The 17,977-nt window shown below is 40.8% G+C and carries 19 protein-coding genes, 1 pseudogene and 1 riboswitch; of the genes and pseudogenes, 11 read left to right on the forward strand and 9 right to left on the reverse strand.

The annotated features are described in order from the left end of the window. Positions 1-168 precede the first annotated feature (168 nt). The 5 genes from ACJYYY_RS11125 to ACJYYY_RS11145 are packed head-to-tail and all read left to right on the forward strand — an operon-like array spanning position 169 to position 4,754. Positions 169-414, forward strand: a complete 246-nt coding sequence (locus ACJYYY_RS11125; protein ID WP_035315071.1) for a hypothetical protein — start codon at positions 169-171, stop codon at positions 412-414. Next, positions 411-1,763: a tripartite tricarboxylate transporter permease gene (locus tag ACJYYY_RS11130; protein WP_408868955.1), complete on the forward strand. Its 1,353-nt coding sequence runs from the start codon at positions 411-413 to the stop codon at positions 1,761-1,763. The genes ACJYYY_RS11125 and ACJYYY_RS11130 overlap by 4 nt, the downstream gene beginning before the upstream one ends. A 16-nt stretch (positions 1,764-1,779) precedes the next feature. Continuing rightward, positions 1,780-2,709: a mevalonate kinase gene (mvk, locus tag ACJYYY_RS11135; protein ID WP_035315069.1), complete on the forward strand. Its 930-nt coding sequence runs from the start codon at positions 1,780-1,782 to the stop codon at positions 2,707-2,709. A gap of 4 nt (positions 2,710-2,713) precedes the next feature. Then, complete coding sequence (mvaD, locus tag ACJYYY_RS11140; RefSeq protein ID WP_035315067.1) at positions 2,714-3,682, forward strand: diphosphomevalonate decarboxylase; 969 nt, start codon at positions 2,714-2,716, stop codon at positions 3,680-3,682. Beyond that, positions 3,675-4,754, forward strand: coding sequence for a phosphomevalonate kinase (locus ACJYYY_RS11145; protein ID WP_035315066.1), 1,080 nt, complete (start codon positions 3,675-3,677; stop codon positions 4,752-4,754). The genes mvaD and ACJYYY_RS11145 overlap by 8 nt, the downstream gene beginning before the upstream one ends. Positions 4,755-5,129: 375 nt before the next feature. On the opposite strand, the gene ACJYYY_RS11150 is transcribed toward ACJYYY_RS11145, so the two are convergent. The 4 genes from ACJYYY_RS11150 to ACJYYY_RS11165 all read right to left on the reverse strand — a co-directional run bounded on the left by ACJYYY_RS11150 (position 5,130) and on the right by ACJYYY_RS11165 (position 8,869). Further along, entirely contained in the window at positions 5,130-5,426 is a 297-nt protein-coding gene (locus tag ACJYYY_RS11150) for a metalloregulator ArsR/SmtB family transcription factor (RefSeq protein ID WP_035315064.1), read from the reverse strand. Positions 5,427-5,644: 218 nt separating this feature from the next. Continuing rightward, positions 5,645-6,637, reverse strand: a complete 993-nt coding sequence (locus ACJYYY_RS11155; protein ID WP_408868956.1) for a metal ABC transporter substrate-binding protein — start codon at positions 6,635-6,637, stop codon at positions 5,645-5,647. Positions 6,638-6,657: 20 nt separating this feature from the next. Next, positions 6,658-6,927, reverse strand: a complete 270-nt coding sequence (rpsN, locus tag ACJYYY_RS11160; RefSeq protein WP_084038741.1) for a 30S ribosomal protein S14 — start codon at positions 6,925-6,927, stop codon at positions 6,658-6,660. A 292-nt stretch (positions 6,928-7,219) separates the two neighbouring features. Continuing rightward, positions 7,220-8,869 carry an ABC1 kinase family protein gene (locus tag ACJYYY_RS11165; RefSeq protein ID WP_408868957.1) on the reverse strand — a complete coding sequence of 550 codons (1,650 nt, stop codon included), beginning with the start codon at positions 8,867-8,869 and terminating at the stop codon, positions 7,220-7,222. 173 nt (positions 8,870-9,042) lie between these two features. On the opposite strand from ACJYYY_RS11165, the gene ACJYYY_RS11170 reads away from it, so the two are divergent. Together ACJYYY_RS11170 and ACJYYY_RS11175 are read left to right on the forward strand one after the other, a co-directional pair. After that, complete coding sequence (locus ACJYYY_RS11170) at positions 9,043-9,582, forward strand: folate family ECF transporter S component (RefSeq protein WP_051456996.1); 540 nt, start codon at positions 9,043-9,045, stop codon at positions 9,580-9,582. 67 nt (positions 9,583-9,649) lie between these two features. Next, positions 9,650-10,771, forward strand: coding sequence for an aminotransferase (locus ACJYYY_RS11175; RefSeq protein ID WP_035315062.1), 1,122 nt, complete (start codon positions 9,650-9,652; stop codon positions 10,769-10,771). Between the two features lie 3 nt (positions 10,772-10,774). Here the strand turns inward: ACJYYY_RS11175 and ACJYYY_RS11180 are convergent, their stop codons facing one another. Continuing rightward, on the reverse strand, positions 10,775-10,933 hold the full coding sequence (locus ACJYYY_RS11180) for a hypothetical protein (protein ID WP_156921201.1): 159 nt from the start codon (positions 10,931-10,933) through the stop codon (positions 10,775-10,777). 61 nt (positions 10,934-10,994) lie between these two features. Further along, positions 10,995-11,093: riboswitch (SAM riboswitch) on the reverse strand. Positions 11,094-11,121: 28 nt separating this feature from the next. Then, entirely contained in the window at positions 11,122-11,379 is a 258-nt protein-coding gene (locus tag ACJYYY_RS11185; RefSeq protein WP_035315060.1) for a GlsB/YeaQ/YmgE family stress response membrane protein, read from the reverse strand. Between the two features lie 160 nt (positions 11,380-11,539). On the opposite strand from ACJYYY_RS11185, the gene ACJYYY_RS11190 reads away from it, so the two are divergent. Both ACJYYY_RS11190 and ACJYYY_RS11195 read left to right on the forward strand, forming a co-directional pair. Then, positions 11,540-12,142, forward strand: a complete 603-nt coding sequence (locus ACJYYY_RS11190) for an alpha/beta hydrolase (RefSeq protein ID WP_035315059.1) — start codon at positions 11,540-11,542, stop codon at positions 12,140-12,142. Between the two features lie 22 nt (positions 12,143-12,164). Beyond that, positions 12,165-12,596, forward strand: coding sequence for a hypothetical protein (locus ACJYYY_RS11195; protein ID WP_035315057.1), 432 nt, complete (start codon positions 12,165-12,167; stop codon positions 12,594-12,596). A gap of 21 nt (positions 12,597-12,617) precedes the next feature. Here the strand turns inward: ACJYYY_RS11195 and ACJYYY_RS11200 are convergent, their stop codons facing one another. Both ACJYYY_RS11200 and brnQ read right to left on the reverse strand, forming a co-directional pair. Further along, positions 12,618-13,310, reverse strand: coding sequence for a hydrolase (locus ACJYYY_RS11200; RefSeq protein WP_035315056.1), 693 nt, complete (start codon positions 13,308-13,310; stop codon positions 12,618-12,620). A gap of 206 nt (positions 13,311-13,516) precedes the next feature. Then, the gene (brnQ, locus tag ACJYYY_RS11205; RefSeq protein WP_035315054.1) at positions 13,517-14,857 is read right to left on the reverse strand and encodes a branched-chain amino acid transport system II carrier protein; all 1,341 of its coding nucleotides are present in this window, start codon (positions 14,855-14,857) and stop codon (positions 13,517-13,519) included. A 315-nt stretch (positions 14,858-15,172) separates the two neighbouring features. Here brnQ and ACJYYY_RS11210 point away from each other — a divergent pair, with 315 nt between their 5' ends. Next, on the forward strand, positions 15,173-15,577 hold the full coding sequence (locus ACJYYY_RS11210; RefSeq protein WP_035315052.1) for a cation:proton antiporter: 405 nt from the start codon (positions 15,173-15,175) through the stop codon (positions 15,575-15,577). A gap of 396 nt (positions 15,578-15,973) precedes the next feature. After that, positions 15,974-16,171, forward strand: a pseudogene (locus tag ACJYYY_RS11215) (cation:proton antiporter); the annotation flags it as partial. A 372-nt stretch (positions 16,172-16,543) separates the two neighbouring features. Here the strand turns inward: ACJYYY_RS11215 and ACJYYY_RS11220 are convergent. Beyond that, entirely contained in the window at positions 16,544-17,830 is a 1,287-nt protein-coding gene (locus ACJYYY_RS11220; RefSeq protein WP_408868958.1) for a peptidoglycan DD-metalloendopeptidase family protein, read from the reverse strand. Between the last annotated feature and the right edge of the window lie 147 nt (positions 17,831-17,977).

A 17,977-nucleotide genomic window follows, 5' to 3' on the forward strand; every position in this document is an offset into this window, starting at 1 on the left:
TTTTGTTAACGCTATCAAATTCATGCTTGCCGCTGTTTTTTACTCTTTTTATAGATTCATTTTGATAACCTTCAATTTATTGGTATAATATTTCCGTATGTCTGTTCGTTAACAATGAATCAGACCGTAACAAAATGTTACGAATATAGAGAAAAGGGGAACAATAACGTGAGTAATAAAAAGACATCGACGAATGTCGAGATTTGGGCGGACCTCGTGAACATTAAAGATTTACTGCTTTCAATTGCCATTTGTCTTGTTTTCACACTAGGCGCTTATTTTATCGCGCCGAATAAAGCGCCGTTGCCGTTGTTTTTCGGTTTAGGTGGAGCTGTCATTGGTTTTATTTTAACAAGTTGTCTCATTAAACCGAAGCGCATCGTCAAAGAAGAAAGTGACGGTGATCATCAATGACCGTTCAACTTGTGATTGAAATGATCATTGCAGCTGTAGGCGCTGCCGCCTTGTACACTGTCATTGGGATTGCACCTGGAACTGATGAAACCGCCGTCCTAGCACCGGTCACCTTAGCACTTGTGTTACTCGGTGTTGATCCGATTGTCGTACTCGCCTTCTTTATTTCAGCGGTTGTAACACTCAACTTGACCGATGCAATTCCTGTTGCCGTAGCCGGTATTCCCGGCGGGGTAATGGCCGCTCCGATGGTTCCTTATGGAATGATTTTAAAACAGGCCGGACAAAGTGTTATTGGTATTAAAAAAATGGCCTCAGGTGCTGTCATCGGTACACTTGTTGCTGTACCCGTCAGTTTGATTTTAGCGTCGGTCTTAGCACCGTTATCGAAGGTAATTGCCGCTTATTCAGCTCCTGTCTTTTTCTTTGGGGCACTCTTTTTAGCCTTAATGAGTCGTAATAAAATTATCTCAATTATCGTCATCGTTCCCTTCGCCATGCTAGTCCAAGGCTTACGCCATCTCTATTGGGGCATTGGCGCTGTACCTGAAACAACGACTGTGTCCTTATCCTTTTTCCTCGGCATCACGATTGGACCAATGATTTTCAGTATGCTATCACTCTTAAACAAAGACCATTTAGCAACTGTCAAACGCGAGGATAAGCGTGTCATCGTCATTCCACAGGCCGAAAAAACGACTGGTTTTCCGAACCCATTCAAAATGTTAACGAAACAAGAAACAGTTGCAACTGCCGCCTCATCATTAGCAGGTTCTTTAACCTTCTTTATGAGCCCGGTTGGTATGACAATTTTATTCGGTGAAGCTGTCGTTAATCGTATTAAAGATCCGCTTATAAAAGCGCGAATGGCGCTAGCAAGCATGGATGGCTTAGCACACTCGACTTATATCGCCGGGATTCTCATTCCGTTAATCGCCTTAGGCATTCCGTTATCACCAGTGGCAATTGGCCCTGCCAACCCACTTTTCAATGCCGCACCTGTCTTTACCGCTGACCATAACATGCACCATGTCTTATCATACGGTGATTTTGTTTGGGCAACCTTAATTGGCTCTGTCATCGGTTTAGGCTTAACGTATTACGTGATGATGAAGTATGCCACCCATATTTCACGCTTTGTCTTTAAATATATTCCGCACGAAGCAATTTTAGGGCTTTTCATCTCACTTGTAGCAATGCTTGCCTACATGGACGGTGGCTGGATTAACATCTTTGGCGTTCTACTTGTTGCCATCGTATCAGGGGCTATCTCTCGCTTAGGTGTCAATTATGGTGTAATGTTTATGGCAATGTATGCCGCACCTTGGCTTTTAAGCAAATTCTTCTAACGAAAGGGCTGATTATATGACAACTCAAGGTATCGCATCTGCTAAATTCATCTTATGTGGGGAACATTCAGTCGTTTATGGCGAGCCCGCTATCTCGTTTCCTTTTAAACAAGCACACATCATTACAACTTTAAAACGCATTGAAGGTTCTCAACACGAATTGTTCTCTGACTACTACACTGGTCCACTGGCGCAAGCACCTGAAAAATTAACAGCGATTAAAGCTTTGGTACCCTATGTCTTAAAACGCTATAAATGTATGGACGCGCTTGCGATTCACATCGACTCAAGTGTACCTGTTGGACGCGGACTTGGTTCAAGTGCTGTTGTAGCCACCAGTATTACACGCGCTTTGTTAGCTTACTTAAAACAACCGGTTATTTCAGATAGCGTATTACCGTTCGTTAATTTTTCAGAAGACATCGCCCACGGCAATCCAAGTGGTATCGATGCGATTACCGTTGTTAACGAACAAGCCGCTTGGTTTGAAAAAGAAAAAGGCGTTCAATCATTATCACTTAATGTTACCTTGCCACTTGTCGTTGCAGATACAGGGATACCGAGCGAAACACGTTCATCGGTGGCCGCTGTACGCGCGCTTTATCAAAAAAACAACACTGAGATTGCTGGCTGTATTGCCCAATTAGGCGATATTTCCCGAGAAATAGGCAAGGAAATCACGAACGAAGGTCGTCTTGAAACAGTTGGGAGGCTCTTCAATCGCTCGCATCAATTACTTAAACAATTATCGGTCAGCAGTCCTGAAATCGAAAATTTAATTGATTGTGCACTAGCCCATGATGCCTTAGGTGCCAAGCTTACTGGTGGCGGTCGTGGCGGTTGTGTGCTAATCTTATGCAAGAATAAGACGCAGGCAGTCGCTATGACAAAACAGCTTGAAGCTGCCGGCGCCGTGAAAACATGGATATCTATGATAGGAGAGTAACTTAATGAAAGCAACTGCGATTGCACATACCAATATCGCCTTAATTAAATATTGGGGAAAGCGTGATAAGACGCTTATATTACCAGCGAATAGTAGTCTCTCAATGACGTTGGATCAATTTTATACGGAAACAACGGTTGAGTGGTCAGATGCTTTTATGACTGATCAATTCACTTTGAACGGTTCTCGTATAGAGGATACTAAAGTGACACGGTTCTTAACGATTTTACGTCAACAATTCGGCATGACTGAAAAGGCACATGTCACTTCAACCAATCATGTACCAACTGCTGCTGGTTTAGCCTCGTCTGCCAGCGCCTTTGCAGCCTTAGCACTGGCTGCTAGTAAAGCGGCTGGTCGTGAGGATGATGATGAGACGTTATCACGCTTAGCGCGACTTGGATCGGGGTCTGCCTCACGGTCGATTTTCGGTGACTTTGCACTCTGGCAAAAAGGCACAGATGATACAGGAATAGATAGTTACGCTTACCCAGTCGTTGCACCAACTGAACTCGATTTAGCAATGGTAGTCGCTGTCGTTGATGCCGGCCCTAAAAAGATTGATAGTCGTCTCGGTATGCAATCAACGGTCGAAACTTCGCCCTATTTTGAAGCGTGGACTGCTACCGCAGAGAAAGACTTGTTAACAATTCAAGACGCGTTTAAAGCCAATGATTTTAAGATTATCGGTGAAACGGTTGAACGTAACGCTCTCAGTATGCATGCCACTACAATGGCAGCCACACCGCCATTTAGCTATTTAAAACCAGCTTCTTTCGCTATTATGGAGACGGTTCATGCCTTACGTGAGAACGGTATCGAAGCCTACTTTACGATGGATGCCGGCCCCAACGTCAAAGTGCTCTGTTTAACGAAAGATGAGCAGCAGGTACAGACTGCGCTCGCATCGCATACTGACCAAGTCTATATTTGTCATCCTGGTCCGAAAGCACGGGTGATTGCTCATGACTAAACACACCTTAAAAATACCCGGCAAACTTTATATTGCCGGCGAATACGCCGTTGTTTATCCTGGTCATTCAGCCATTTTAACAACCGTAGATCGTTACATCACGATTACGATTAAAGATAATGATAAAAATAGCATTAATATCCCGTTAGACCAACATGCCATTACTTGGCCGGTAAACGGTCAATTCGTTATGCCTCGTCCCACATGGCGGTTTGTGGCAGAAGCTATTAATACAACGACGACGTATTTAAAAGAACGAGGCGTCACCCTGACACCTGTTTCAATGAACGTTAATAGTCAACTTGCAAGCGTTCAAGGGGCTAAATTCGGTCTTGGCTCAAGTGCGGCGGTAACAGTGGCAGTCGTATCGGCCTTATTGACACATTTCAAGCAAGCTCCCTCAAAAACCTTAATTTTCAAACTGGCTGCAATCGCTCATTATCACATCCAAGGCAACGGGTCTTGTGGTGATATCGCTGCCTGTACATACGGTGGTTGGTTAAGTTATACATCATTCGATCAACCTTGGTTAATTGAACAGTTGAATACAACATCTATTAGTGACTTAGCACAACAGCCTTGGCCACTGCTTCACATTGAAGCCTTGACTTTGCCGACCTTACCCTTTTGCGTCGGATGGACCGGTTCGCCCGCTGGCACAAGAGGCTTAGTTTCTTCGATTCAAGAGTACTTAGCCGGCTCTACACAACGTCTCACAGCCTTTTTAACTGAAAGTGACGCCTGTGTCACACAGTTTACAAAAGCCTTAGAAACGGACGATAACCATGGGTTAAACGAAGCCATTTCTGCTAATCGCGACTTATTAAAAACATTAGGCGAAGCTGCAGGTGTTCCCATCGAAACGCCGTTGCTGACAAAACTTTGTGAAATCGCCCTTGCAACAGGCGGCGTTGCTAAATCATCTGGCTCAGGCGGTGGTGACTGCGGAATTGCCTTTATGCCGACAACAGCAGCATGCGAAGCATTGCATACGCACTGGCAACACGCCGGTATCAAACCGTTACTCTTTAAAGAAGGACATGTGAGTGTCATTACGAGCCTCTCAATCTAAAAAAAAGACAACACCTTGCTGCTCAGTCAGCAAGGTGTTGTCTTTTTTGTACTGGGTTAAAACACTGGCATCACGAATTCGCAACCAATCAAAGCGGTTGCGCAACTAATAAGTGCGTTACTTTTCGCAGTGAAGCGAGGATAGTAAGACATGACTCACAGAGAAATATAACTGATACCGCTTTTTTACCCTTGATATACCAAGGAAGGCTTTACAATGGACGCTAACATCCTCTTATCCTATCTGCAATTTTTTATTATCTTGGTCTCTTTCATTGTTGCTAAGTTAATCTGCAAAATTAAGAACATTATCTTGCTCAACACTTATGTTAAACTGACACTTAAACAGTCGCCTATCATCAAATAAGTCACTCAATTAATGCGTGACATGTGCAATCGTTTGCTTCAAAATCATCATAACGTGTGGATCATCAAGTGTGTAATAAATCGTGGTTCCTTCTCGTCTTGTTTTAACGAGCTTCGCCTGCTTCAACACCCTTAACTGATGTGATACGGTCGATTGTTTAGCCTCTATCGCCGCCGCTATCTCATTAACAGCGATTTCACCAGCTGCGATTTCAAGTAATATTTTCAGACGTGTCGGGTCACTTAAAGCCTTGTATAACCCTGTTACCTGTTCAACCGTTGTTTCTGTTAATCGTTCCCTTGTCACCCTAACTCATCCCCTTTATGTTTATCTGTTAATTCATACAGATATTAGGTAAAAGACACTCACGCTTATAAAGCGTGAGTGAGACTGAAGATAAACGCTGTTCTAGGTCGCTATGACTTGCTCGCTCGGGATTACATACCATCAGTACGTGCACCGTCACTCGCTCGTCGTTCATACTAGAACGAAAATGAAATTAATTACTTTCACTTTTATTTGCCCTATTTAATGCTTTTTTGTAAAGCTGTGAGGTTGTTCTCCATCACTTTAATGTAATCCAAATCAGACGCTTGTTGTTCCTCGCTTAACCCTTCAAGCGGACTTAGTTCAACTGTCTTCGCACCTGTTTCGGTCGCCAATGTTTCAGCCAATTTCGGTGATGTTAAGGCTTCAAAATAAATAATGTTGATTTTGTTCGCTTTAACAAAGGTTTTGATTTTGGCCATTTCCTTTGGCGATGGTTCAGCATCGGGTGATAAACCTGCAATCGGCAATTGCTTAATTCCATAACGATTAGCTAAATAACCAAAGGCGGCATGGGATGTTACAAATGTTTTTTGCGATACATGAGCAAACGCATCTGTATACTGTTGATCTAGTATTGCCAATTTTTGTTGGTATGTCTCGGCATTCTCTTGATAAGTTGTTGCGTTTTTTTCATCGTGTTGAGCAATTCCCTCAGCAATCGTTTTAACTTGTTGTTGTGCTAACACTGGATCCAACCACACATGAGGATTTTTATCCGCATCTGTTTCTGCCTTATGGTCATGTGTTTCTCCATCTTCATGGTCGTGCGCTTCTTCATCTGCGTGCTCGTGACTATGTGCCGCTTCTTCTGCAGCAGTAAAATCTTTGAGCGTAATCCCCTTACTTGCATCAATCACAGTTGTCTTAGTCGTATCGATGTTTTCGATTACTTTTGGTACCCACGTTTCAAAGTACGCACTATTATAGACAAAAACATCAGCTTCCGTGATGGTTGCAATATCTTTAGCTGACGGTTCATAATCATGCGGCTCCACACCCGCTTCGATTAAAAGACTCACTTCACCTTTAGCACCAACAACTTGCTTTGTGAAATCATACATCGGATAAAAGGTCGTTACCACTTTTAATTTACTGTTCGTTGTTGCTTCGTTCGTTGTTCCACATCCTGCTAATATTAATACAACTGTAACGATGATAGCTAACAACGTCGTTTGCTTTTGTTTCATTTTTTTACCTCCTCAATTAATTACCAACTTGCTTTTGTGATACCAGGTATTTGTCCCTGATGCGCTAACGTTCTGAATGTGATGCGTGACATTGCAAAGTCATTCATATAGCCACGAGGTCGCCCCGTCACCCGACAGCGTTTTTTATAACGGACAGGTGAAGCATCCCGGGGCAGCTTTCTTAGCCCCTCATAATCGTTACGTTCTTTTAAAATCTGTCGCTGTGCTGCATAACGTGAGATGAGTTCAGCTTGTTTTGCGGCTTTAGTTAGCTTCGCTTTTGTTGCGATAATAAACCACTCCTTTTATTATAAATCAAAACGATTACGTTTTACAGTCTGGAACTTAACTTTTCCACCTTTTGTTAACGCCTTCTTCTGTAAATCGTAATGGTTACGTTTTAAAGTATAACGTATTAATTTCTAAAAGGCAACAACTGAATTGCTCCTGTTTCAATACTCAGCTATCCGCTCTATATCTTTACGTCTATTTTAGCTACTCACTGATGAACAAAAAACTCACAAACGGCCTTAACAAAGACTGTTTGCAAGAAAGATCGTTCCTATTAAAGGCTCATTGCCATCATTTTTTTCGAATGCGTTGAATCAACCATACAAGCATCGTCATAAATAACACCACAATCGCCATCGCTGTAATCGCCATCGTTTGAAAAATACTGTTGTTAAAGGCGATTGAACCGGCTGCACTCGTAAAACCAATGAAAAGTCCCGCTGTCAAAATACTAAATGCCAACAGCGCAATACCGAAAATTAGCATGTAGGCGATTTTTTCAACGCGCTGTAGCAAGTGGTCATCCATATTCATTTCCATCTTAACGCTCGGCTTACCTTCTTGAAATTGATTGATAACTTCATTGATAACCACTGGTAGTTTACGCGCAGCTTGCCATAGCAGATGTCCATTACTTTTCATTCTCTTAGTCATTTTCGTAGGGTTAAATTGTTGTTTAACGACAATTGGAATCGTTTTGCGAATAATTAAGGACATATTTAAGTCAGGCGTTAACATTGTTAAGGTGTCTTGTAATTTTAAGACTGCCTGCCCTATTTGCAAAAACTCAAAGGGAATTTCAATTGTGTAAGAACGCGCAATTTGGAGCACATCTTGAATCAACAAACCGTAATTCAACTGACTCATATCGACTTGTAAATAGCGGGCCATCATCCGTTCAATATCTTTTTCAAAGGCGTGGCGATTAATCGTTTTGCTTGCATCTAAGCTCATCATCGCAAACGAAAAACTAACGGCATCACGGTTGGAGGCTGCGATAATTAGATCCATCAAGAGACGGTTGAGACGCTCATTCAGTTGACCAACATTACCAAAATCAAGCATTCCTAACACATTGTTTGCAAGCAGTTTAAAATTACCTGGATGCGGATCAGCATGAAATAAACCATGCTCAAACAATTGCATCGTTAACGCTTCACAAATTGTGGTTGATAGCTGTTCTTTTTCAGCCGTACTCAAACTAGAGAGCGTCTCCGAGCTTAGCTCCTCCCCTTCAATCCGTTCTTGAATAAGTAAGTCGGAAGTCGCGTGTTGTACCGCCACTGCTGGAATATACAATTGGGGGTGATGATTATTTTCACGCATTGTTGTCATCACCTGCGCCTCATGTTTAAAATCAAGCTCTGTCATTAAACTGCGCGAAAAATCACGTACAAGGGCAGACACTTGTAGTTCACGTGCATAACGGGAATTCTTTTCAGCAATCCGTGCGAGTTCTGTTAACGTTTCAATGTCATGCCTTACTTGTCGCTCAATCTGCGGTCGTCGCACTTTTAAAGCGACAGCTGTTCCGTCTTTTAAACGCGCCCCATGCACCTGACCAATCGATGCGGCACCCAACGGTGTTGGTTCAATTTCACTAAATAAACGCATATAGTCGCCACCAACACTTTTATTAATCAAAGGCTTAATCTCAGAAAATGCTATCGGTGTGACGTTTTTTTGCAGTTTTTTCAATTCATGAATTAAGGGTGCTGGCAATTGCTCCGAACGAGTCGACAAAAACTGACCGAGCTTAACAAAGGTTGGCCCTAATTCTTCTAAGGCAGCAGTAAACGCAACACTTTTATTGATTGCTTTTGTTGTTTTTTTACTCGAACGTTTAATCAACCCTAGCTGTTGCAAGTAGCTTGCACAGCCATGTTTGGCAAACACTGCAATGATTTCAGGCCCACGTAACAACGGTCGTAATTTTACCATGCTCACACCTTCTCTTCTTTTCTCACGCTTTCTACTCCTCTTATCATACCCCATTCAACAACAAACGGTCACATGATGTCCCTCTATCTGAAAAAAATGACATGACCATCTGACAACATTTTGTTATATTTAAGCCGTACTAACAAATTCAAATTACCCTGAGGAGGTCTATTATGACAAAATATCGCTTTACGACTCAACGGCTCGTTTTACTTGCACTTTTAATTGCGTTACAGATTATTTTTTCACGATTCTTAGCACTTGAATTAGATTTTATCCGTGTTAGTTTTGTTTTTTTACCATTAATCTTAATCGGTGCTTATTTCCCCCCACTTATTGCCGGCATTGCCTGCGCACTCGCAGATACTGTTGGTGTTTTACTCTATTCAAAAGGCGTCGCCTTTTTTCCGGGGTATCCACTCACAACGTTTCTAAGCGGTTTTGTCTACAGTCTCTTTTTATATAATAAACCGAAGCAATTATGGCGTATTATTATTTCACATGTCCTCGTCTTTGTCTTCCTCAATTCTGTCCTCAATACGTATTGGCTTTCTATCGTACTTGATAAAGCTGCCTTAGCCTTATTCCCCATTCGTTTTGTTAAAAATATGGTTGTACTTGTCATTGCAATTATTGTCAGTCTTTTCTTTTTACGAAACAAAACCATCACCACCTTACTCACTCGCTTAACGACTCCCCACTTCAAACGATAAAACAGTTTACTTGCAGTGCATAAAAATGTAAAATGTATGTATAAAATACATTTTACGGGAGCTAATTATGAAATTAGAACGTTTTGGAGTCGAAGATTGGATGAATGTTTATGAGACACAGTGCGAAATCAACATTGCGGAATCTTGTGTTGAAGCTTTAACAACTGAAGAATTACTCGATTTAGCTGGGAATAAGACGGAAGCGATTGAAACAATCTTAAAAATGAAACTCACTTATGGTGATATTTTTGGCAGTACGGCTTTGCGCAATGAAATCGCAAAACTTTACACCAATGTTCAGCCCGAACAAATTACGCTTGAACACGGAGGTATCGGCGCGAATCATCTTGTGCTTGAAACATTGATTGAACCAGGCGATCACATTGTCTCTGTCATGCCCAACTACCAGCAACATTACTCGCTGCCACAATCTTATGGTGCAATTGTCGATTTTTTACCACTGACACCTGAACAAAATTATGCACCCGATTTAGTGGCGCTCGAACACTTATTAACACCCGCAACGAAACTGATTGCGATTAACAATCCGAACAATCCCACTGGCGCTTTAATGGACGAAGCACAACTACTGGAGTTAATCGCGTTGGCTCGTAAATACGACGCCTATATTTTAGCTGATGAGGTATATCGTGGCCTAACCTTAACGGGCGCGAACTTCACACCTTCCATTTCTGATCTATACGAAAAAGGTATTAGCACAAGTAGCATGTCAAAAACTTTTTCATTACCTGGGCTTCGTATCGGTTGGATAATTAGTCCACTTACGCTCGTACCGGAATTGAACAACCACCGTGATTACAGCACGATTAGTTGTGGTATGATTGACGACTATTTAGCAACGCTTGCCTTACAAAACAAAGATAAAATCATTGCCCGTAATTTAGCAATTGTTAAAAAAAACAGCCACTATTTGGCAGACTGGGTCACGCATGAACCACACATCTCTTATGTGCAACCCAAATCTGGTCCGATTGCACTCCTCCATTATGACATGCCTATCGCCTCCACAACGCTTTGCCGCCAATTACAAACAGAGACTGGTGTCTTTTTAGTTCCAGGCTCTGTGATGGGCTGTGAGGGCGGTTTAAGAATCGGTTACGCGAACGACTTCGCTACCTTAGAAGAAGGATTAGCACGTTTCAGTCGTTTTTTACGCCAATTCGACTAATCGTTAGCCTTGTTGCTGTAAAACTTGTTCAAGTTTTGCTATTTCAGCATAAAGTGCTACAATTTTTCGCTCGATTCGACTAGCTTCACGACGCTTTGATTCAGCTAAAATAACACCTAAGGTCACTGCTTCTTCACTTGCTTGTTTAAATGTAGTCCCCATGTTTATCCCTCCCTCTTAAAACAAAAAACACCCTTCGCTACACAGAAGGGTGTTTTTCGTCTACTCATCTGCCAAGCATTTGCTTGTAGGATTTAGCACCGTGCATTTGCCGGTTGCTGAGACTTCATCGGGCCATACCCTCCATCTCTCTTGATAAGTTATGCAATTGTTAGTTGTACTCAGTCGACCTAAATGTAGTTACGTCGTGAGGTCATTGTTAATAAGAACGATAGTAACACAACGAAGAACAAAGCGCCAATAATTGTTGGTACCACCATTGTCTGACCAATGATTGGACCCCAGTAGCCAAACAAACCTTCACCGACAAACGCACCGGTTAAACCAGCCACCACATTCGTTAACCAACTCGCTGGAATTTTATGATACATCACTGCTCCGGCCACTAAACCAATAATTGCGCCAATTAAAAGTGTCATTTCAATCATCCCTTCCTCTTTATCTCTGTCTTTACTTTACCCTTCTATTTTACTACAAAACATATTTTTGTCCAATTTGTGAACATTTTTATTCAATCTTTTTTTGTGCATTTTCTAATATGCTATGTTAAATTAAAAACATTATTTAAAGAAAGAAGGCGTGTTCCACATGAAACATATTTTTCAACCGGGGGCGGAAAAAGAACCCACCTTTATTTTATTACATGGTACCGGAGGAGACGAAGCAGATTTACTCCAAATTGGGCAAGCAATCAATCCACACGCATCGCTTCTTGGCATTAAAGGCAATATTTTAGAACAAGGACTGCCACGCTTTTTCAAACGCCTCGCCGAAGGTTTATTTGACGAAGAAGATCTCCGTTTCCGTACAACCGAGTTGTTTAACTTTATCAACGAAGCTGCTACTACATATCACTTTGACGTTGCCAATAGCTACCTTATCGGTTATTCAAACGGAGCCAACATTGCTGGTAGCCTCTTGCTCACCTACGGCGATGTCTTTGCCGGAGCGATGCTCTTACATCCAATGGTACCTATGCGTAAAAGTCACTATCCTCGCTTAACAAACACGCCGATTTTCATTAGTGCTGGGCGCAACGACAATATGTGTACCCCGGCTGAGACAGATGAGTTAATTGCCATCTTCGAAACGAGTGATAGCGAGGTTACCGGTTTTTGGCACGATTTCGGTCACCGCCTCATTGCCGACGAAGTTAATGAAGCAAAACGCTGGTACACCTCACTGCGTTAATGGTAAGAAAGGTGGCTCGGTTTTGCGTCAGCTCATCAAAGGACTCTTCACTCTCACATTGTTTCTTCTAACTATTTTTCTATTCAGTGGTTTAATCGTCTATCCATTACTGGCGATTACGCTGTTGCAAGCTTATCTAACGACTTTTTTGACACCGATCAGTGCTTCACCGTTTTTTGTACCCTTGCTCCTTGTTTGTCTATTACTCGTGACTGCTGTAATTATCCAACAGTATCAAAAAACCAAATGGGTGTTGCTACTAATCGGAGTGGCAATCGCCATGGTTGTGCTTACACAGTTTACAGAGCAGCTGTTGCTGTTGTTGCTGTATCTTGCCATCCTTCGGGAAAAATGGCTAGGCCAGTTAGTTGATTTCCCGTTAGTTTTCCCGCTCCTACTCGGTGGAATCGGCTGCTTACTCTTATTCTCTAAATCAAAAAACACCCATCCTTAGTAGCGGATGGGTGTTTCAATTTTAATGATGTTTTTGTTCCTCTTGTTCACGATATAACTCCATCTTACGTTTAAACAATTCACCATTTGATGGTGGTGTATATGTAATAGCATTAGCACCGGCTTCAATTGTTTCAACAATTGATTCTGGTGTTTTTCCTCCAGTCGCAATAATTGGTAAATCAGGGAATTGTTGACGAATACGACGGACGATTTGAGCCGTCTTAGCGCCACCACTCACATTAACAATCTTTATGCCTAAATCCAACTTTGCCTGTACATCGGTATGCTCTGATACAATCGTCAAAACGAGTGGAATATCAATGAAATCCAAAATCCGTTTAATTGTTTTATCAGGTGTCGGTGCGTTAACGACAGCGGCAATCGCGCCCTCAGCTTCTGCTGATAAGCCAATATTAACCGAACGTTTACCGTTTGTTAAACCGCCGCCAATCCCTGCTAACACGGGGATATCGGCCACTTGACAGATGGCATCAATAATCGTCGGATGTGGCGTGAATGGGTAGATTGCAATTACCGCATCCGCGTTACAATTTTTAATAATCGCAATATCGGTACTAAAGATAATCCCTTTTATCAATTTCCCAAAGATACGAATGCCACTTGCTTGTTGGATTTCAAGCGGCAAACGGATAATATCTTGGCGTAATGTACTTGTTAACTCTGGTATAACCTGCTCTTTTTTATTTGTCATTATTTTCCCCTCACTTACAACAGATTCTCATCTGTGTCGTAAAATCCCTTATCTGTAAACAACGTTCCACTAACCGATTGATGTAAACGGTTAAACAGTTTGTTTCGCTCAGTTTAACGAATATCCTCTTCATTTGTCAACAATTGCACCAAAAATAAAAAACCTTCCATCCTTAATAGATGAAAGGTTTTTCATTAATACACTTTTTAATCGTTTAAATCAGGTGTTACCGTCGGTTTCGTCATGAGAGCAATCACCCAGCCGACAACAAGACCTATACCACCCATCACAACCCATCCCATTGAGATTTCATAGAATGGTAAATAATTAGCAAAGAATTTATCGATAAAACCAAGATTAATATTTAAGGCTCTGAAAAATTCTGTTACTGATATAACTGCTGTAAATAAAATCGTTGAGACATAAACAACGCGACGTCCTTTAAACAAACCATTAAGGAAGGTTAAAATAACAAGTACAACTGTTAGTGGGTATACCGCCATTAACACCGGTACTGAGTAGGCAATGATTTTACTTAAACCAATATTAGCTACTAACCCTGCAAAGACAGAGAAGATAACCACAAACGCTTTGTAATTAATCATCGGCAATAATTTATTGAAGTAACTCGCACAAGCGGTTACGAGTCCAATACTTGTTGTTAAACAAGCAAGGAAAACGATGGCTGCCAATAAAATCTTACCAAAACTACCAAAGTAAAACTGTGCGGCTCCTGATAAAACAGGGCTACCGTTGGCTTGTCTACCTAATTCCGCCACACTTTGCGTCCCAATTAAACCAATAAAGACGTAGATGAATGCCAGTAAGACAATCGCAATCAAGCCAGTTTTCGTTGACATAATCGCGATTTGTTTGCGCGATTTGGCACCGACAGCCTTCACGGCATTGACCACAATAATCCCAAACACGAGTGCTGCAAGAGCATCCATAGTCATATAACCTTCTAAAAAGCCGCTAACAAATGAATCACTTATATACTTACCAGTGGCAGCTTCTGCTGTTCCCATTGGCTTAACAAGAGATGCAATAATAAGTACTAAAATAACAACGAGCAATAATGGCGTTAATAATTTTCCAACGCGATCAACAATCTTCGATGGCGACAAAGATAATAATAAAGTGACTCCAAAAAAGATAATTGTAAAGATTGCTAAACCGATTGTCATGTGACCTTCACTTAAAAACGGTGCCACTCCAATTTCAAACGATACTGTTCCCGTACGGGGAAGTGCAAAAAATGGTCCAATTGTTAAATAAAGGACTACTGTAAAAATCAGGCCATAAATAGGATGCACACGACTCGCTAAGCTTTGTAGATCCTCCTTACCTGATAATCCGATTGCTAAAATACCTAAAAAAGGAAGACCTGTACCGGTAATTAAAAAACCAATAATTGCTGGCCAGTAATGTGTACCTGCTTCTTGACCTAAAAATGCGGGGAAAATTAAATTTCCTGCTCCAAAAAATAATGCGAATAACATTAAACCAATCGCTAAATAGGCACTAAACCCAATTTTCTTTTCCATTCGTTTTCCTCCTCACGCTGTTAACGCTCATTGATGTCATTATTACTCACTATAACCATCTCATCCTAATATTTAGAATTGTCTGATTTTTCAAGCGTGAAGGATAATGAACTACCACATATAGTATACATGATAGCACCGATAGAATAAAGTCGCTCACCATTCTCTGCTCTGTATATGGAAAAAAATGATTTTCAAAACTAACTATCCGTTTCATGTTATAATAGACTGAACATTTAGATAAGTCAACAGTAAGATCAAACTGATACATACTAAAAGCGGACTCACAAGCTTTTATTAAAACTCGTCATCAGCTTGATTGCCGCTAAATCATTTGGTTTTTTCGCGACTAAAATTTCCCAACCGACGGTACTCGGCGAATTGTTGGCAGGAATCCTCATTGGACCTGCTGTCTTACAACTGCCTTCTCCATCTCAATTGGTCAGCGTTTTAAGCGCACTTAGTGTCATTCTCTTGATGTTTTCTGTCGGTCTCGAAACAAACTTAAAAGCGTTGAATCATTACAAAGACCTTTCAACAATGGTTGCAATCTTCGGAGTTGTTTTCCCAATCTTAGTAGGCTTCTTAATCGGATTTATGACCGGGAGGACAACAGCACATTCCTTCTTTCACGCTTTGTTATATACTGCCACCTCGGGGCACCATTTAAGTGCAAACCGTCAAAAAACTAAACTTTTTTCAGTTCAAAAAAGAGCGTAATCGTTTTAATTGTTTTTTTGTCAACCAAGATTGAAAGCCTCTCGATATTGCCTGGGAAATTTATTGTTTTCAGTTGCTTTTGTTTTATCGGTTGATTATTTATCCCCATATTATTGCAAGGCTTAGCCAAAACACAAATCCATGAAGCCTCTCTGTGCGTTGCCCTTATCAGCGCTTTATTCGCCAGGTTGATCATAGGGAAAGCAACTTTAAAGCAAGCTCTCCAACAAAAAGGTGAACCGCTTGCACAAACTTTAATTATCCCGGTCTTTTTTGCTAGTATTGTCTTATCCTTACAACTGACAGAAATTAAAGAACATTTACTTCTGACGATTATCCTTTGCCTTAGGCTGTATTCACTAATATAATCGGTACTGGTATCGGTGCTTATTATGTGGATTCAACCCACAGTCATCACTTATAATTGCTACAGTAATGGTGTCTCGTGGTGAAATCGCCTTAATTTTAGCGGCCTTAGGTTTACAACAGACGCTTTTTCCAGAGACCTATTACGTTTCAATCATTTTCTTCACTGTACTAACTCCTTTTTTATTACCAAATCATTCAAATATACCACTTAAAAAAAGACCGTAAATAGTAGTAATTTGCTATCCAACAAGATTAATGCTATACTATTATTATATAGTAATAGAAATGTACGGCATTCTACTAGATGTTTTTGTAGATACTTTTTCACACTGGCGTGGCTATAGGGCCACAAGGACGTAAAAGATGGCAGGGTTTACGTTGCTTAAGTTAGAAAGCACAAGTTGAGAATGATTCCGCGGCTTAAACAGATGCGTCTGTTTATATGATAATTAAACTTCGACCCAATGAACGGTCACTTAATATTAAATTAACATTATATTACCTATTAAAGAGCCACTCTGACATTGAAGAGTGGCTCTTGTCCATTTCCACAAATAAAAAACCAAAATGCACTTAGCATTTTGGTTTTTTATTTACTTAGAAGAAAAGTTCCGGATTCAACAAGTTACCTTCTCCACCATACATCGAAGTTCGAATTTCAAAATGGAGGTGAGTTCCCGTTGACTGCCCCGTTGATCCCATTCCGCCAATCACTTGACCTTGGGATACTTTATCACCCACATGAACCGATTGCGATGATTGATGAGCATATAAAGTATAGTTGCCATCTTCATGTTGAATTAATGTCGCCATCCCATAACCACTAACTGGCGCACCATCATTTTGAGCAATCACAACAGTCCCACTTTTGGATGCATAAATAGGCGAACCTGGCGCACCACCAAAATCGGTGCCTTTATGGAAACCACTTGCATCAAGACCTTCACGAGCGCCGTAATGTGATGTAATTGGTGCCAAAGTTGGTCGAATGTAGCCACTTCCTGTTTGAGCCGGTGGTTTTACTTCTTCTAACTCAGAAGCCTCAGTTTCTTTATCTGCAACGATAACGTTTTCTTTTTCTGTTGACGAGGCTGTTGTTTCACTTACCTTATCAATGTGTGCCACTGTTTTTTCAGATGATTTCACAATATCTTCAGTTGTTCTTTTTGTTGCTTTCGCTGCTAGTTTTCGTTGTTTTTCAGCTGCAGCAGAAGCTTTTTTTGCGGCTGCTTCAGCTTTTTCTGCGGCAACTCTCACTAGTTCGACTTCTTTCTTCGTTTGAATCGTCGTTTTTTCTGTCGCTAATCGCGCAATAACAGCAGTTTTCGTTGCTTCTTGTTCTTTTAAATCAATGGCATTTTGTTCAATCGCAACGATATTTTCACGTTGTCTATTCATTATGTTTTTAGCTTTGACCTCGGCTCGATCAACGCGTTCTTTATCTTCTTTTTGCGAATTGAACATCTCGCGATTAGCTGTTACTAAACGTGTGACAACATTAACACGTGCAATCGCATCGGTTACTGATTCCGCATTTAAGACAAAATCAACATAGTTTACTGTTTGACCATTTGATTGCAATGTTCGTGCTTGTTTCGCCAATACTGCACGACGCTTTTCCATCTTATCTTCTAACTGCACGCTTCGCTTAGATAATTTATCGGCTTGAAGTTGCTGCTTCTTTATTTCTTTTAACAATTTTTTTGAATTAGCTTGATTTTCTTTTATTTTATCAGTCAACTCGACTAATTGTTCTTTGGTTGTTTTAGCTTGAATGTCAATATTTTCAATTTGATCACTATAAGTATCTGCATGAACACTGTTTAATCCTAAAGGAACAGTCAATCCGATAATTAGTGTACCTGTAATAAATTTTTTAAGCATTTTCGATTCGACACTCCCTTTATTTATCAATATAGCTTTATTAGTGTAACATATCTAACCTCCTTCAATGTTACAATCGGATAACAATACCATTACTAATTCCTTATTTCAATAATAAAAACAACCTCCTTTTACTACAAAAAAAAA

The organism is Brochothrix campestris, assembly GCF_046058945.1.
Classification (GTDB): Bacteria; Bacillota; Bacilli; order Lactobacillales; family Listeriaceae; genus Brochothrix; species Brochothrix campestris.

Coding starts and splice junctions, on each gene's coding strand:
- ACJYYY_RS11130 (WP_408868955.1), top strand. CDS start 411: ATGACCGTTCAACTTGTGATTGAAATGATCATTGCAGCTGTAGGCGCT.
- mvk (WP_035315069.1), top strand. CDS start 1,780: ATGACAACTCAAGGTATCGCATCTGCTAAATTCATCTTATGTGGGGAA.
- mvaD (WP_035315067.1), top strand. CDS start 2,714: ATGAAAGCAACTGCGATTGCACATACCAATATCGCCTTAATTAAATAT.
- ACJYYY_RS11145 (WP_035315066.1), top strand. CDS start 3,675: ATGACTAAACACACCTTAAAAATACCCGGCAAACTTTATATTGCCGGC.
- ACJYYY_RS11155 (WP_408868956.1), bottom strand. CDS start 6,637: ATGAAACAAAAGCAAACGACGTTGTTAGCTATCATCGTTACAGTTGTA.
- ACJYYY_RS11165 (WP_408868957.1), bottom strand. CDS start 8,869: ATGGTAAAATTACGACCGTTGTTACGTGGGCCTGAAATCATTGCAGTG.
- ACJYYY_RS11170 (WP_051456996.1), top strand. CDS start 9,043: ATGACAAAATATCGCTTTACGACTCAACGGCTCGTTTTACTTGCACTT.
- ACJYYY_RS11175 (WP_035315062.1), top strand. CDS start 9,650: ATGAAATTAGAACGTTTTGGAGTCGAAGATTGGATGAATGTTTATGAG.
- ACJYYY_RS11180 (WP_156921201.1), bottom strand. CDS start 10,933: ATGGGGACTACATTTAAACAAGCAAGTGAAGAAGCAGTGACCTTAGGT.
- ACJYYY_RS11185 (WP_035315060.1), bottom strand. CDS start 11,379: ATGATTGAAATGACACTTTTAATTGGCGCAATTATTGGTTTAGTGGCC.
- ACJYYY_RS11190 (WP_035315059.1), top strand. CDS start 11,540: ATGAAACATATTTTTCAACCGGGGGCGGAAAAAGAACCCACCTTTATT.
- ACJYYY_RS11200 (WP_035315056.1), bottom strand. CDS start 13,310: ATGACAAATAAAAAAGAGCAGGTTATACCAGAGTTAACAAGTACATTA.
- brnQ (WP_035315054.1), bottom strand. CDS start 14,857: ATGGAAAAGAAAATTGGGTTTAGTGCCTATTTAGCGATTGGTTTAATG.
- ACJYYY_RS11220 (WP_408868958.1), bottom strand. CDS start 17,830: ATGCTTAAAAAATTTATTACAGGTACACTAATTATCGGATTGACTGTT.